The organism is Pseudomonas coronafaciens pv. oryzae str. 1_6 (genome assembly GCF_000156995.2).
GTDB classification, from domain to species: domain Bacteria; phylum Pseudomonadota; class Gammaproteobacteria; order Pseudomonadales; family Pseudomonadaceae; genus Aquipseudomonas; species Aquipseudomonas tremae.
Window position 1 is genome coordinate 3,921,993 of record NZ_CP046035.1, and the last position, 14,407, is coordinate 3,936,399.

A 14,407-nucleotide genomic window follows, 5' to 3' on the forward strand; every position below is an offset into this window, starting at 1 on the left:
AAACCGGCGCGCATTATAGGGGTTAGTCGGAAGTTAAGACACTCGGCTTGTTGTCGAAACGCGATCAGTACTGACTGTGCAAAAAACATCTGGCGTGCAACGACAACGAAGAAAAGATTCTAAACGCCGGAAAACCCTGACACTTCAACGTTGCTAGGGTTAATGGACGCGACAGGGAGTCGCGGCGTCGATACACCGCATGGAGCGTATTTCAAACATGGACGAACATTCAGGAAGGGCAGCAGCCTGGCCAAAAAACCTGTTCAAAACCAGATTCAACTATCCGCCCGACTGGCCTGCAATGATCTCTGGCGTGGCATACGCCCCTTTTCATCCAGGACAAAGCCCGTACAAACAGATTTTCCCAACCAGAGACCAAATAAAGAATGACCTGCTGCTGCTTCGGAGCCTCACAAAAAACATCAGGATTTATTCGGTTGAGGGCACATTGAGTCATATACCCGAGCTCACCGAAGAACTGGGCATGAATGTCACGCTCGGTGTGTGGATAACAGAAGATAACGAGCACAACATCCAGGAAATGAATGCCGGGATCGAACTCGCCAACCGCTACACCAGCGTGCAACGCTTGATCCTGGGAAATGAAGTCCTGCTTCGCGATGATATTCCCGTCGGCCTGCTTATCGAGTATTTGCAAACCGCACGGCGTGCCGTCAACGTGCCGGTCTCGACCTCCGAGATATGGACGCAATGGTACGAGACACCGGAACTCGTCATGCAGGTCGACTTCATTGCAGCTCATATATTGCCTTTCTGGGAAGGTGCTTCAGCGCTGGAGGCGAGCGCGATAGTTCTGGCACACGCGAATGAACTGAGAGCGAGATTCCCCGATAAGCCCCTGATACTTTCCGAGATTGGCTGGCCTAGCAAAACCGCGGCCAAAAGGCGGATGACAACGTCCGGCGCAGAGTACTCAATATACCTGCGCAACCAGATTCCTTTACTGGACCAGCACGGCCATGACTACTTCGTGATAGAAGCCTTTGACCAGGACTGGAAGACTGAAGAAGGCCTGCCAGGCCCTAATTGGGGTCTGTTCGATGCCAAGCGCAGATTAAAACTGCAAACCAGCGGTCCGGTAAAAATGCCGGTCAACGTACCCTCGGAAATGCTTAGGCTTATCAGCCACCTGAAGCCAGGCTCATGGCATGCAGGCGTCTCTATAATCATTCTTGCTTATTGGATATTGGTATGGCTGGGCATGAGCTACGCGCACTCACTGTGCATCTGGCTGGCGCTGCCTCTCGCTTTTATCTGGGCCACCTGCTTGCTGGCCTACCTGGGCATCGAAACGCACGAACTCCTGGAAACATGCTGGGGACCGGACGCCCCACGATCGTTCTCTCCGATACATCGGCATGCGGGTCCCACACCAAAGGTTTCCCTGCATATCGCGTGCTACAACGAACCTCCGGACATGGTGAAACTGACTCTCGACTCGTTGCGAACACTGGATTACCCGGATTACGAGGTTCTGGTCATCGACAACAATACTCAGGACCCGGCGGTCTGGAAGCCCATTGAACACTATTGTCAGCGCCTCGGCCCGCCGTTCCGGTTTTTTCACATCAATCCTCTTTCCGGGTTCAAGGCAGGCGCACTTAACTACCTGCTGAAACATACAGCTGAAGACGCAGAGATTGTGGCAGTCGTCGACGCTGATTACTGCGTCCACCGACAGTGGCTCAAACACATGGTGCCGCACTTCACGAACCCGGAGATCGCAGTCATTCAATCACCGCAGGATTACCGCGACAGTAACGAAAGCCTGTTCAAGCGCTGCTGCCAGGCCGAATATCGAGGCTTTTTCAACATCGGCATGGTCATCCGCAACAACCATGACGCCATTATCCAGCACGGCACCATGACGCTGATCCGCCGGTCAGCACTGGACCGGCTGGGGTGGGCACAATGGTGCATATGTGAAGATGCAGAACTGGGCCTGCGTATGCTGGAAAACGGTTTTTCCACGGGTTACGCCGCTACCAGCTATGGGAAAGGGCTGACTCCGGACACGTTCATTCATTTCAAAAAACAACGCTACCGCTGGGCATATGGAGCTATCCAGATCGTCAAGCGGCATGCCCGGAGCCTGATGGCAGGAAACTGCGAATCACTGAGTGCGATGCAACGCTACCATTTCATCGCGGGATGGATGCCGTGGGCGGCAGAAGGCATGAATTATCTGCTAACGCTTGCCGCGCTCGCCTGGTCGCTGGCGATGATTCTGGAGCCAGATACTTTCGGGCCGCTGCCATGGGTATTTTCCACGCCATTGATACTGATGCTTGCGCTTCGCTCGCTCAAGGTAATTGCGCTCTACCGACAGTTGGTCAGCACAAACATCAGAGAGGCTCTTGCAGCGATACTGGCTGGCATGGCGCTTTATCCGACGATAGGCAAGGCCGTGCTGGCGGGTTGCGTCACATCAGGAATGCCGTTCTTCAGAACACCCAAACACACGTCCGCACATCTGATCGCGCAAACCATTCTCGATGTAAAAGAAGAACTGTCTACCGTGATTATCTCGTGGACGACAATTGTGCTTTTACTCATGCACCGAGCAGTCATCAATATGGATTCAGGTTTCTGGATGGCAATGCTGCTCGCACAATCACTTCCTTATCTGGCGGCGGTGGTCATGGCCATCCTGTCGGCCAGCGCCAACCGCCCTTCCCGCCCCACAACCTGACATATCCACAGGGCACGATAAACGACGGCTCAGGCCGTCGTTTTGCTTTAAGATATCCGCCTTTTCGCGCCCAAAGTCTTGCTACCGGAGTTCTGTACATGACGGCCCCAGCCAACCTTTCGCCCACCCTACAACTTGCCTGCGACCTGATCCGTCGACCTTCGGTAACACCGGTCGATGCCGATTGCCAGAAGGTAATGATGCAGCGCCTGGGCGATGCCGGGTTCAAGCTGGAGCCGATGCGCATCGAAGACGTCGACAATTTCTGGGCCACTCATGGTTCCGGCGACGGCCCGGTACTGTGTTTCGCCGGCCACACCGACGTGGTGCCGACCGGTCCGGTGCAAAACTGGCAGAACGACCCGTTCGATGCCCTGATAGACGAGCATGGCATGCTCTGCGGACGTGGCGCCGCAGACATGAAAGGCAGTCTGGCGGCAATGCTGGTCGCGGCCGAGCGTTTCGTCGCTGACCATCCGGACCACAAGGGTTCGGTGGCGTTTCTGATCACAAGCGATGAAGAAGGTCCGGCCCATCATGGTACCAAGGCCGTGGTCGAGCGTCTGGCCGCACGCAAGGAGCGTCTGGACTGGTGCATCGTCGGCGAGCCGTCAAGCACTACGCTGGTGGGCGATGTGGTCAAGAACGGCAGGCGCGGTTCGCTGGGCGCCACGCTCATCGTACGCGGCAAGCAGGGCCATGTGGCTTATCCGCATCTGGCGAAGAACCCGATCCACCTTGCAACGCCAGCGCTGGCCGAACTGGCCGCCGAGCATTGGGACAATGGCAATGATTTCTTTCCGCCGACCAGCTTCCAGATCTCCAACCTGAACGCAGGTACCGGAGCGACCAACGTAATCCCGGGCGAACTGGTGGCCGTCTTCAACTTCCGCTTCTCGACCGAGTCGACGGTCGAAGGCCTGCAACAGCGCGTCACTGCGATCCTCGACAAACATGAACTCGACTGGCACATCGACTGGGCGCTGTCGGGCTTGCCGTTCCTGACCGAGCCGGGCGCACTGCTGGACGCCGTGTCGTCCAGCATTAGGAACGTGACCGGGCGCGACACCAAAGCCTCGACCAGCGGAGGCACCTCGGATGGCCGCTTCATCGCGACCCTGGGCACTCAAGTGGTCGAACTTGGCCCGGTCAACGCGACCATTCACCAGGTCAACGAACGCATCCTGGCCAGCGATCTCGACGTGCTGACCGAGATCTACTACCAGACCCTGGTCAAGTTGCTCGCCTGATGCTGACCTGCCCAATCTGTTCTGCACCGCTAAGCGCAGCCGACAACGGTGTCGTATGCCCGGCCAACCATCGCTTCGACCGCGCGCGTCAGGGTTACCTGAACCTGCTGCCGGTGCAGCACAAAAACAGCCGTGACCCGGGCGACAATCAGGCGATGGTCGAAGCACGTCGCGACTTTCTCAACGCGGGGCACTACGCCCCGGTTGCCGAACGCCTGGCAGCGCTTGCGGCTGAACGCTCGCCGGCTCACTGGCTGGACATCGGCTGCGGTGAAGGCTATTACACTGCGCAGATCGCCGAGGCGCTGCCCCATGCCGACGGCTTTGCACTGGATATCTCGCGCGAAGCGGTCAAGCGCGCCTGCCGACGCAGCCCTGGCGTGACCTGGATGGTCGCCAGCATGGCCAGAGTGCCGCTGCCAAATGCAAGCTGTCAGTTTCTGGCCAGTGTATTCAGCCCGCTGGACTGGCAGGAAGCCAAACGTCTGCTGACACCCGGTGGCGGACTGATGCGCGTAGGCCCGACGCGCGAACACCTGATGGAACTGCGCCAGCAACTCTACGACGAGGTTCGCGATTACGCCGACGACAAGCACCTGGCGCTGGTACCGCCGGGCATGCAGTTGCAGCACAGCGAAACCCTGAGCTACACGCTAAAGCTGATCGACGGCCAGTCACGCGCCGATCTTCTGGCAATGACACCTCACGGCTGGCGTGCCAGTGCCGAACGCCGCACTGCGGTCATCGAGCAACCAGGACCTTTCAAGGTCACCGTTTCCATGCGCTACGATTATTTCGTGCTGCAATAAGCATTCAACAGAGGCACCCATGCGCCAACCCGATATCGAGATTTACCTGAAAGATGCAGACGTCGACCACAAGGCAATCGCCGAATGGCTGAGCAATGCCCTGGGCACTTGCAGTGACTGGACGCAACGCGGCCAGACCTGGAAATGCAAGGCGGGCGAAGTGGCCGTGACCTGGCTGCCAAAGGCCGTCGGCAAATGGAACAGCCTGCACCTCGACAGCGACCAGACCCCTTGGGAAGACGACATCGCTTGCGCCCGCGCGGCCTTCGCAGCGCTGAACGTTGAAGTACGCTGCGCACCAGGCACCTGGATCGAAGAAGAAAGCGACGAAACTGCCGACCGCTGGATCCGCGTCAGTGCCGATGGCGAAGAAGAGATTACCTGGCGCACGGCGTAAGGCTTTTCCCCTAGACGCTATGGATGACCGACGTCGATGAAGCAAGCCTGCTCGATCCAGCGCGCTTTTCAAGCGTTCGTCTCCAGCGCAGAGGCCACAACAGGCGTGCAGCGGTTTTTGCCGATCGTCTCGGGATACGTCACACTGGCGCCCATCTCGGGCAGCCGCCCGTTCCTGACTCAGCAGAAGCCGTATGACCCGATCTCCCTTCCGTCGTCTCGTGTTCGGCACTCTGCGCCGATTGTTGTATCTCTGGGTTCGCTCGGAAACAATCAACCAATCGTCTTTCACGCTCAACCTTGATCGCAGCCGGCCGGTTTTCTATGCCCTGCAGTCTCCGTCGCTCAGTGATCTGGCGGTAATCGATACCGAATGCCGCAAAGCAGGGCTGCCTAGACCGGTATTGTCCGTGGCGGTTGGCAACCTGATCGAACCCGCAGCATTCTTTTACCTAACACCATCGCCCGACTGGCTCGGTCGCCAAGACAAGCGCGGCGCACCGCCGACCCTGGAGCGTCTGGTTGCGGGGGTCAGTCAGAACCCCGCTGAAGATGCGCAGATCATTCCGGTCAGCGTGTTCTGGGGGCAATCCCCGGACAGAGAGTCCAGCGCCTGGAAGCTGCTGTTCGCTGACAGCTGGGCGGTGACTGGTCGCTTACGTCGCTTGGTCAGCATTCTGATTCTGGGCCGCAAGACACGCGTGCAGTTCTCCGAGCCCATTCACATGCGCGAGCTGGTTGACCAGAACAAAGGCTACGAACTGACCCTGCGCATGACTCAGCGCCTGCTGCGCGTGCATTTTCGCAACCTGAAAAGCGCAGTGATTGGCCCGGACGTTTCGCACCGCCGCAATGTGGTCAAAGGCCTGCTCGCCGAGCCATTGGTCAAGCAGGCCATCATCGAAGAGGCAGAGCGCGAAAAGATCACGCTGGAGAAAGCCCGGGAACGTGCACTGAGCTACGGCAACGAGATCGCCTCGGACTACACCTATTCCGCGATCCGCTTTCTGGAAGTGGTGCTCAGCTGGTTCTGGAACAAGATCTATGACGGCATCAAAGTCAGTCACATTGAAGGCGTGCAAGAGGTCGCACCCGGTCATGAAGTGATCTACGTTCCTTGCCATCGCAGCCACATCGATTATCTGCTGCTGTCTTACCTGCTGTTTCGCAACGGCCTCACACCACCGCACATCGCTGCCGGCATAAATCTGAACATGCCGGTGGTCGGCAGCCTTCTGAGGCGTGGCGGTGCGTTTTTCATGCGACGTACGTTCAAGGGCAACCCTTTGTACACCGCGGTCTTCAACGAATACCTGCACACCCTGTTTACCAAGGGTTTCCCGGTTGAATACTTCGTCGAGGGCGGTCGTTCGCGCACCGGACGCATGTTGCAGCCAAAGACCGGCATGCTCGCCATCACACTGCGCAGCTTCTTGCGCAACTCGCGGATGCCGATTGTCTTTATTCCGGTGTACATCGGTTATGAGCGAGTGCTGGAAGGCCGTACCTATCTGGGCGAACTGAGGGGCGCGACCAAGAAGAAGGAATCGATTTTCGACATCTTCAAAGTCATCGGCGCGCTGAAGCAGCGCTTTGGTCAGGTGTCGGTGAATTTCGGCGAGCCTATCAAGCTGGCCGAATTTCTTGACAGCGAACAGCCAGACTGGCGCGCGCAGGAGCTGACGCCTGAATTTCGCCCTGAATGGCTGAGCGAAACGACTCACCGACTGGGCGAACGCGTCGCTCAGCACCTGAACGAAGCGGCAGCCGTAAACCCGATGAACCTCGTCGCCATTGCGCTGCTGTCGACTCAAAAGCTGGCACTCGACGACCAGGCCATGGAGCGCGTGCTCGACCTGTACCTGACACTGCTGCGCAGCGTCCCTTATTCGCCGCACACCACGTTACCGGAAGGCGATGGGCGCTCATTGATCGAGCACGTCAAAGGGATGGACCTGCTTGCCGAGCAAAAAGACGCGCTGGGCAAGATTCTGTACCTGAACGAGCAGAATGCGGTCTTGATGACGTACTACCGCAACAACGTGTTGCATATCTTCGCCCTGCCCTCCCTGCTGGCGAGCTTTTTCCAGAGTTCGTCGCGCATGAGCCGCGAACAGATTCTGCGCTACACGCGTGCGCTGTACCCGTACCTGCAATCGGAGCTATTCATTCGCTGGCCATTGAGCGAGCTCGATGCGGTGGTCGACCAGTGGCTGAATGCATTTGTCGAACAAGGCCTGCTGCGCTTTCGCAAAGACGTTTATGTACGTCCGGAACCCAGCTCTCGAGAGTTCGTGTTGCTGACCCTGTTGTCGCGGGCCATTGCGCAAACGCTGCAGCGTTTCTACATGGCAATCGCCTTGCTGCTCAACAGCGGACAAAACACCCTTAGCGCCGAAGAACTGGAAGACCTGTGCACGGTAATGGCCCAGCGCCTGTCGATTCTGCATGGCCTGAATGCGCCTGAGTTTTTCGACAAGAGCCTGTTCAGGCACTTCATCCAGACCCTGCTCGACCTCGGCGTACTGCGCAAGGACAGCGCCGGCAAGCTGAGCTATCACCCCATGCTGGGCGAACTGGCAGAAGGTGCAGCCAAACGCGTCTTGCCTGCTGAAATACGCCTGTCCATCCGGCAAGTGGCGCTGCACAGCAACGAAGAAGAGCAAAACGTAAGAAGCGAAACAGGGGCAGCGTAGGGTATTTCAGCAACTTGGCAGGGTTTTCCAGACAGGCAGTCGGTTCGCAGTTCGTATGCTCTGCTGCCTGCTAGGGTGGGGTTACACCCATGAAGGGTGCTCACTCAATAAGGAAATTGAAATGACCAGCGAAACCCTAGTAAGGCTTCAGGGCGAAGTGTTTTACCTGCCACGCATTGCGCTGCCGAACGGCTGCAACCTGAACGTCACCCTGAGTGACATCAGCCTGGCTGACGCCCCGGCAGATGTCATCGCCACGTGCGAAAAACAGATCGACCACCAGACACCGTTACCGTTCGAACTGGGCTATGCCGGGAACCGTTATCCTGTGCAAGGCCATAGCTATGCCTTCTCGGCGCGCATCGAACACCAGGGCAAGTTGCTCTGGATCAACGACACCGTCCACTCGATTGAACTGACAGACCAGAACCAGAGCGGCCTGAAAATCAAGGTTATTCAGGTCTCTGACTGATCGGTCCGCAGTCAAATCACGCTTCAGCGGCGCGCTATCTGCGCGCCGCTTTCGATTCTCCCAGCCTGTTTTCTCCAGCGACATTCTGCACACCAAGGTTTTGGATGCCTTCTCATGACTTCCTGATACGCTTGACAGCGTAACGCGCCAACTTTGAATCAGGCGCAGGTCAGAACTCATTTCTACAAGGACGCCTTATGCCTCGTTTTTCGTTTACGTTCGCCGGTCTGTGTGCTGGCCTGCTGATGTCTGCCAATGTTTTTGCCTTGTCGCTGAGCGACCTTTCGCAGTCGGACGCCACTGGCGGGCTCAAGGACGCCCTGACCCAGGGCGCTCAGGTTGCGGTCAAGCAACTGGGCGTACCCGGTGGCTTCAGCAAGAATCAGGACGTGCGCATCGAACTGCCTGGCAAACTGGGCCAGGTCGCGAAAAAGATGAAAATGCTCGGCATGGGCAGTCAGGTCGATCAGCTGGAAAACAGCATGAACCAGGCTGCTGAAGCGGCCGTACCCCAGGCTCAGGCGTTGCTGGTAGATGCTGTGAAAAAGATGAGCGTGACTGATGCCAAGGCCATTCTCAGTGGCGGCAAAGACTCGGCAACCCAATACCTCAGTAGCACCAGCCGCGAACAGATTCGTGCCAAATTCCTGCCTATCGTCAAGAAATCTACCGATCAGGTAGGCCTGGTGCAGAAATACAATGCCTTTGCCGGCAAGGCCGCCGCTCTTGGTGCGCTGGACAGCAAAAGTGCCAATCTCGAAAGTTATGTGACCGAGCAGGCCCTCAACGGCCTGTTTGAGATGATTGCCAAACAGGAAGAAAGCATTCGCGCCAACCCACAGGCAGCGGCGACCGGGCTGGCGAAAAAGGTGTTCGGGGCACTTTAGTTATTGGGAGCTGCCCTGAGTGTCCTGCTGTTTTCCCACTGCTTTGGGTTTTAAGGCTTTCTTCGGGTAGACATCGTAGCGGCTGGACTTGCCATCCAGCGCGTAACCCGGCTTGGGACCGACAATGCAAGGCGCCTTGCGCGGGCGTTTGACCACCACGCGATGGGTGGCCAGCGCGAGGGCAGCCTCGAGCAATGCCGGTGCGTCCATGTCATCGCCGACCAGCGGCCGGAACAGGCGCATCTCCTTTTTCACCAGCGCGGTTTTTTCTCGGTGGGGGAACATGGGGTCGAGGTAGATGACCTGCGGCGGCTCGCCTGTCCAGTCACGGATGATCTCGATGGCGTTGCCGGTCAGCAGGCGCATCTGCGCGATGATCGAACCGACATCGCGGTCGCTGCGTCCGCGCAGCAGGCCATCTTCAAGCAGAGCAGCGATAATTGGCTGGCGCTCGATCAGGCTCATCTCGCAGCCAAGGCTCGCCAGGACGAATGCGTCCTTGCCCAGCCCGGCGGTGGCATCCAGCACGCTGGGCCGTATGCCTGGCTGAATGCCAACGGCTTTGGCGATCATCTGCCCGGTGCCACCGCCAAACAATCGACGATGAGCAACAGCACCCTCGACAAAATCGACCCTTACAGCGCCCGGCGCATCGTCGCCCAACTGTTGCAATTGCAGCCCATCATCGGTGACCTGCAAAGCAAAATCCGCCTCAACGTCCTGCAACGGCAGCCCTAGTCTTTGCGCCCAATCGGCTGCGGCAGCCTGCCCGTCGACCCTCTGCGACTCGACCCGGACACGACTGCCTGCTTGCTGCTCACTCATTGCGTTCATACACTCGAAAATTGTTAATGATCGGCAAGATCTGCCGATAACCAAGTATCCGGCATTTTGCCAGACCCAAGGCCAGTACTGATCGCTATGTCAGACATTGTTCAATCATCCATCGGCTATTTGTCGCACTCAGGCGACTTTAGCGTTCGCAACAGCCGCACACTGGGTGGTGTGACGCATCTGTGGTCGGATGCATTTGCCCGGGCGATGGCAGAACAGGTCAGTGACAGCGCTACAGTTGCAGTACACCCGACCGCGGTTGAAGTCGATGTCGAAACCGGCGAGCCGGTCGCTGGTGCGAAAACCCTGAGCAAAATTGTTGAGCAACGCTCCTGCCCGGTTACTGACACCGAGGTCAAGCCACCTGAGCCTCTGTTCCTGCCGATCGCCGAATTTGATCTCGACCTGCTGCCACCGCCTGCCGAACCTTTCAGCATCGTCGAGATGATCGAACAGCAGCGCCATCTGGAATTCGACAGCAATTGGGTACGCCCAACCGTATTGAACCCCTACGATGACAAAGGCACGCCAGGCCCCGGCCCGCAGCCGCGACCTTTGCATTTGCCGATTGCCGAGCTTGAATGGGACCTGGCCGACAAGCCTGCCCTGCCGCTTGACCAGCAAACCATTGCCGCTCAACAGCGCCAGTTCGACTACGAAAACAGCTGGGCGCGCCCACTGATTCTGCAAAACCTGCGGATGGCGGCCTAAGCCTCAAACAAGCGGCGAGCGTCTGTTAGCGCGCCTGTGATGTATCGCTTGCCCCTGACTTACCGACACACCGACCACCTTCCCATATCCAGATGAAAATGATCACGATGCGCCGCGTTGTATTCCGGCCCCAGCACCGTGCTGAAATTTCTGCAGGCACCATCACGCACCTGCCTCAGAAAACGCCCTTTGTAACCGGTATCGCCCCAGTCCTTTAGCAGATTGATGCGCTGACCATCTGCCAGGCGAAAGCCCGAGATGTCCAGCGCGTTGGCCGTCGCATGCTGACTGAGCCTGCTGTTGGCGCGGTTATAGATGTTACGGCAGGCAAAGCTGCCAAGGTGATCGATCCGCACCACACGCTGGCCGAAAACCGCCTGAGCAGCTGGCTGCAAGGTGTGAATATCGAACAGCGCATAGGCAACAGCCAGTGGGCAACTGGCAAGAAAACTGCTGCTCAGCGCCACATCGCCACCCTGAATACGCACGGTATTTTCCAGCGGACATTTGGCGTCCGGACCACTATCAGCCTGGCGACTGAAGCGCAGCCCGGAAGTACCCAACACCTGGCCACACAGCGAGGGGTCATTCTGCAATCGAGACAATTTATAAACGGTCAGGATGTTCGGCTCTGCTCGCACGTCCAGCGGTGCCCAAGGGTTCCAGCGCGCTGGCACTTCGACCCAGCCACGCCAGACCGCAAGCGCACAGCCGGTGAAGATCACCAAGAAAAACAGCAATACCCGCATGTTCAGCCTTCGCACCGGTTAAAGCTCTATAAGCCCACACCTAGTGGCTTCAGAGCAAGCCCAACTGCTCCACTTGCGGACCGCGCTCCAGCTCAGGCAAAGATGGCAAGCCCGGCAGCCGTGCCATCAGTTGCTCATGAAAGCGTCTGGCCAGTTCAGGAGCCCTCAGGTTGTCGGGGGTGTGCAGAAACACGTAGGGCGTGCGCCCCTCTTCGATCCATGCCGCGACCTTCTCTACCCACTGAACCAGAAACGGGTCGTTGGCTTCCAGCTCCGGACGGCCGATGAAGCGGACTTGAGGGAAAAGGGTCAGTGCTGCAGGACGCGGTGGCACTTTCGGCTTCTTGGACTGCGCATGCAGCACGGCGGGATCAGTCGAGACACAACTGAACAATGCACGCGAATCGAGGCAGATACGTTCGATGCCCCGGTCCAGCAGCAGGCGATTGAGCATGCGCTCCTCATCGCCCTTCAGGAAGAAAGCCATATTGCGCACTTCCACCGCCAGAGGCACGCTCAACTCATCGACAAAGCTGACCAGTTCAGCGAGCCTATGCGGGGTGAAACTCGCGGGCAATTGCAGCCAGAATGGCGCAATCCGGCCTCCCAGCGGCGCAAGCAGACGAATGAATTCCTCGGCAGCACCGACTTGCTGGCGAAGGTCGCCGCTGTGGCTGATGTCTTTGTGGAATTTGGCGGTGAAGCGGAAATCTTCAGGCATCGTCTCAGCCCAACGCTGCACGGTCGTGGCGGCGGGACGGGCATAGAAGGTGGTGTTGCCTTCAACAACGTTGAATACCTGAGTGTAAAGGCTCAGAAAATCGGCGGGACGCGCATCTTCAGGGTACAGGGAGTCGCGCCAGGCGTTTTCACTCCATGACGGGCAGCCGAGATAGTAAGGGAGGCGAGACACAATCAGACGTGAAGATCGAGCCCGGATACTTCAAGGTCCCAATCAACAAAGGTGGCAGTTGTGAGATAGCTGGCCAACGCATGGGCAACGCGAGAACTCATGGAGCGCGGAAAGATGATGTCCTGCGGACGCGCGGGGACATTGCCCGTGCTGCCAACCGGTGAGTCGCCCGATTCCCGACGAGCCTGCGCCGCAGGTGGCGGCAACTCGGCATCTGTAACGACTTCCTCAAAAGAACCTTCAACAGTAGCAGGCGTTTTCTGCGGCTTTCGCTTGATCGGGTATGAACGTGATGATGTTCCGTCTATGCGCATCGATTATTTACTCGGCGTCGATAGTGGCAATTTAGCGTTACTGCCTTGTAGTTCGCAAATTGCTTAACGATAACTAGACCACACATCTGGCAAATTGTTTTCGCTATATGCGATTAAGACGCATACAGACGATAAACGGTAGATGGCCTATTGACATTTATATCGGCCTGACACGGAGTTTCATGAGCAGCGAATCAGCTCGCCACTTTGCGGTCTGTGCGTTCCACGCTGCGCCTATCAACGCGCTTTAGGCGTCGCGACCTTGTCACGCAGGTACACCGGCTGAGCATCATCTGCCGGCAAGGATTCGCCGCGATGCCAGGCGAAGGTGGCCAAGGTCAGCAGGTCCTGTGCGTGGGGCAGCATGCTGGCATCGTAACCCGCCGGGCTTACCGGAATACGTTCGGCGTAGCCCCAGCCAGTGCCGGAACCGAACCACGGCTCGACGGAACCTGCCGGCAGTGCTGCCAGCTCGGGCGCCATGACCGCTTCCTCGCCGATCAGACGCATCTCACCGGCCTTCTCGGCGTAGCAACCCCAGTAGACCTCGTCCATGCGCGCATCGATGGCCGACGCGACGTGCGAAGCACCGTGCTCGCGAAAGGCACGTTGCGCCAGAACAGCCAGGTTCGAGACGGGCAACACCGGACGCTCCAGCGCGAACGCCAGCCCTTGCACCACACCGATTGCAATGCGAACCCCGGTAAAAGCCCCCGGACCGCGCCCGAAGGCAATGGCGTCCAGCGCCGACATTGCGATACCCGCCTCGGCCAGCAGGTCCTTGATCATGGGCAGCAGGCGCTGGGCATGCAGGCGTGGAATCACCTCATAATGGCTCAGTACCTTGCCGTCATGCAGCAAAGCGACCGAGCAGGCTTCAGTGGCAGTGTCCAGGGCCAGCAAGGTGGTCATCGGTGGTTCCGTCTTGGTGAAAAAGTGGCGCAGTATAAATGACAAATGGCCCGCAAGCGGGCCATTTATCAAGCAGGTGCAGCGGCTTAGCTCAGAGCGTCCAGCACTTTGGCAGTGATGTCTTCAACCGAACCGACGCCAGGAATATGGCTGCACTTGGGCTTGCCGTTCTTCGCTTCGAGCTCGCTGTAGAACTTGACCAGCGGTTTGGTCTGGTCATGGTAAACCTTCAGGCGCAGACGCACGGTTTCTTCTACGTCATCCTTGCGCTGTACCAGTGGTTCGCCAGTCAGATCATCCTTGCCTTCGACCTTCGGCGGATTGAAGATCGTGTGGTAGATGCGGCCAGAACCCTCGTGCACACGGCGACCCGACATGCGCTTGACGATTTCTTCGTCATCAACGGCGATTTCCAGCACATGGTCGATTTCCAGACCGGCCTTCAACAGCGCTTCAGCCTGAGGGATGGTGCGAGGGAAGCCGTCGAACAATACGCCATTCGCGCAGTCCGGCTCAGCCAGACGGTCCTTGATCAGACCAATGATCAGGTCATCGGAAACCAGATTGCCCGCGTCCATGACGCTTTTGGCTTTCAGGCCCAATTCAGTGCCAGCCTTGACCGCAGCGCGCAGCATGTCGCCTGTCGAAACTTGCGGGATGCCGAATTTTTCAGTGATGAATTTTGCCTGAGTACCTTTACCGGCCCCGGGAGCTCCCAGCAGAATCACGCGCATCGTCATGCTCCTCAAAT

At 58.0% G+C, this 14,407-nt stretch carries 14 protein-coding genes; 8 read left to right on the forward strand and 6 right to left on the reverse strand.

Translation table 11 applies throughout. The features are described 5' to 3' along the window. The first annotated feature begins 217 nt into the window (after nt 1-217). From POR16_RS17570 to POR16_RS17600, 7 genes are all read left to right on the forward strand, one after another. A complete protein-coding gene (locus POR16_RS17570) occupies nt 218-2,713 on the forward strand; it encodes a glycosyltransferase family 2 protein (protein ID WP_005891789.1) in 2,496 nt (831 codons plus the stop codon). 98 nt (nt 2,714-2,811) lie between these two features. After that, a complete protein-coding gene (gene dapE / locus POR16_RS17575) occupies nt 2,812-3,963 on the forward strand; it encodes a succinyl-diaminopimelate desuccinylase (RefSeq protein WP_005891785.1) in 1,152 nt (383 codons plus the stop codon). Next, on the forward strand, nt 3,963-4,772 hold the full coding sequence (locus POR16_RS17580) for a putative RNA methyltransferase (protein WP_005891782.1): 810 nt from the start codon (nt 3,963-3,965) through the stop codon (nt 4,770-4,772). Before dapE ends, POR16_RS17580 begins: the two co-directional genes overlap by 1 nt. Before the next feature lie 19 nt (nt 4,773-4,791). Continuing rightward, a complete protein-coding gene (locus POR16_RS17585) occupies nt 4,792-5,169 on the forward strand; it encodes a hypothetical protein (protein WP_005891780.1) in 378 nt (125 codons plus the stop codon). Between the two features lie 193 nt (nt 5,170-5,362). Beyond that, a complete protein-coding gene (gene plsB / locus POR16_RS17590) occupies nt 5,363-7,864 on the forward strand; it encodes a glycerol-3-phosphate 1-O-acyltransferase PlsB (RefSeq protein WP_005891779.1) in 2,502 nt (833 codons plus the stop codon). A 121-nt stretch (nt 7,865-7,985) separates the two neighbouring features. Then, complete coding sequence (locus tag POR16_RS17595; RefSeq protein ID WP_005891775.1) at nt 7,986-8,336, forward strand: YbaY family lipoprotein; 351 nt, start codon at nt 7,986-7,988, stop codon at nt 8,334-8,336. A 197-nt stretch (nt 8,337-8,533) separates the two neighbouring features. After that, entirely contained in the window at nt 8,534-9,223 is a 690-nt protein-coding gene (locus tag POR16_RS17600) for a DUF4197 domain-containing protein (RefSeq protein WP_005891771.1), read from the forward strand. Here the strand turns inward: POR16_RS17600 and POR16_RS17605 are convergent, their stop codons facing one another. Then, complete coding sequence (locus POR16_RS17605) at nt 9,224-10,048, reverse strand: class I SAM-dependent methyltransferase (protein WP_122358002.1); 825 nt, start codon at nt 10,046-10,048, stop codon at nt 9,224-9,226. A 96-nt stretch (nt 10,049-10,144) separates the two neighbouring features. Here POR16_RS17605 and POR16_RS17610 point away from each other — a divergent pair, with 96 nt between their 5' ends. Continuing rightward, nucleotides 10,145-10,768, forward strand: coding sequence for a hypothetical protein (locus POR16_RS17610; protein ID WP_005891765.1), 624 nt, complete (start codon nt 10,145-10,147; stop codon nt 10,766-10,768). Between the two features lie 59 nt (nt 10,769-10,827). Here POR16_RS17610 and POR16_RS17615 read toward each other — a convergent pair whose 3' ends face one another. The 5 genes from POR16_RS17615 to adk all read right to left on the reverse strand — a co-directional run bounded on the left by POR16_RS17615 (nt 10,828) and on the right by adk (nt 14,390). Continuing rightward, nucleotides 10,828-11,517, reverse strand: a complete 690-nt coding sequence (locus POR16_RS17615) for an extensin-like domain-containing protein (protein WP_005891762.1) — start codon at nt 11,515-11,517, stop codon at nt 10,828-10,830. Nucleotides 11,518-11,566: 49 nt separating this feature from the next. Next, nucleotides 11,567-12,430, reverse strand: a complete 864-nt coding sequence (locus POR16_RS17620) for a DUF72 domain-containing protein (protein WP_005891759.1) — start codon at nt 12,428-12,430, stop codon at nt 11,567-11,569. Nucleotides 12,431-12,432: 2 nt separating this feature from the next. Continuing rightward, a complete protein-coding gene (locus POR16_RS17625; protein ID WP_054989663.1) occupies nt 12,433-12,744 on the reverse strand; it encodes a hypothetical protein in 312 nt (103 codons plus the stop codon). Nucleotides 12,745-12,981: 237 nt separating this feature from the next. Further along, the gene (gene tsaB / locus POR16_RS17630; RefSeq protein WP_005891756.1) at nt 12,982-13,656 is read right to left on the reverse strand and encodes a tRNA (adenosine(37)-N6)-threonylcarbamoyltransferase complex dimerization subunit type 1 TsaB; all 675 of its coding nucleotides are present in this window, start codon (nt 13,654-13,656) and stop codon (nt 12,982-12,984) included. A gap of 86 nt (nt 13,657-13,742) precedes the next feature. Beyond that, on the reverse strand, nt 13,743-14,390 hold the full coding sequence (gene adk / locus POR16_RS17635) for an adenylate kinase (protein WP_005891753.1): 648 nt from the start codon (nt 14,388-14,390) through the stop codon (nt 13,743-13,745). Nucleotides 14,391-14,407: the final 17 nt, after the last annotated feature.

What these genes read in the sequence shown, in the direction of transcription:
- POR16_RS17570 (WP_005891789.1), top strand. Translation starts at nt 218, where the DNA reads ATGGACGAACATTCAGGAAGGGCAGCAGCCTGGCCAAAAAACCTGTTC.
- dapE (WP_005891785.1), top strand. Translation starts at nt 2,812, where the DNA reads ATGACGGCCCCAGCCAACCTTTCGCCCACCCTACAACTTGCCTGCGAC.
- POR16_RS17580 (WP_005891782.1), top strand. Translation starts at nt 3,963, where the DNA reads ATGCTGACCTGCCCAATCTGTTCTGCACCGCTAAGCGCAGCCGACAAC.
- POR16_RS17585 (WP_005891780.1), top strand. Translation starts at nt 4,792, where the DNA reads ATGCGCCAACCCGATATCGAGATTTACCTGAAAGATGCAGACGTCGAC.
- plsB (WP_005891779.1), top strand. Translation starts at nt 5,363, where the DNA reads ATGACCCGATCTCCCTTCCGTCGTCTCGTGTTCGGCACTCTGCGCCGA.
- POR16_RS17595 (WP_005891775.1), top strand. Translation starts at nt 7,986, where the DNA reads ATGACCAGCGAAACCCTAGTAAGGCTTCAGGGCGAAGTGTTTTACCTG.
- POR16_RS17600 (WP_005891771.1), top strand. Translation starts at nt 8,534, where the DNA reads ATGCCTCGTTTTTCGTTTACGTTCGCCGGTCTGTGTGCTGGCCTGCTG.
- POR16_RS17605 (WP_122358002.1), bottom strand. Translation starts at nt 10,048, where the DNA reads ATGAGTGAGCAGCAAGCAGGCAGTCGTGTCCGGGTCGAGTCGCAGAGG.
- POR16_RS17610 (WP_005891765.1), top strand. Translation starts at nt 10,145, where the DNA reads ATGTCAGACATTGTTCAATCATCCATCGGCTATTTGTCGCACTCAGGC.
- POR16_RS17615 (WP_005891762.1), bottom strand. Translation starts at nt 11,517, where the DNA reads ATGCGGGTATTGCTGTTTTTCTTGGTGATCTTCACCGGCTGTGCGCTT.
- POR16_RS17625 (WP_054989663.1), bottom strand. Translation starts at nt 12,744, where the DNA reads ATGCGCATAGACGGAACATCATCACGTTCATACCCGATCAAGCGAAAG.
- tsaB (WP_005891756.1), bottom strand. Translation starts at nt 13,656, where the DNA reads ATGACCACCTTGCTGGCCCTGGACACTGCCACTGAAGCCTGCTCGGTC.
- adk (WP_005891753.1), bottom strand. Translation starts at nt 14,390, where the DNA reads ATGCGCGTGATTCTGCTGGGAGCTCCCGGGGCCGGTAAAGGTACTCAG.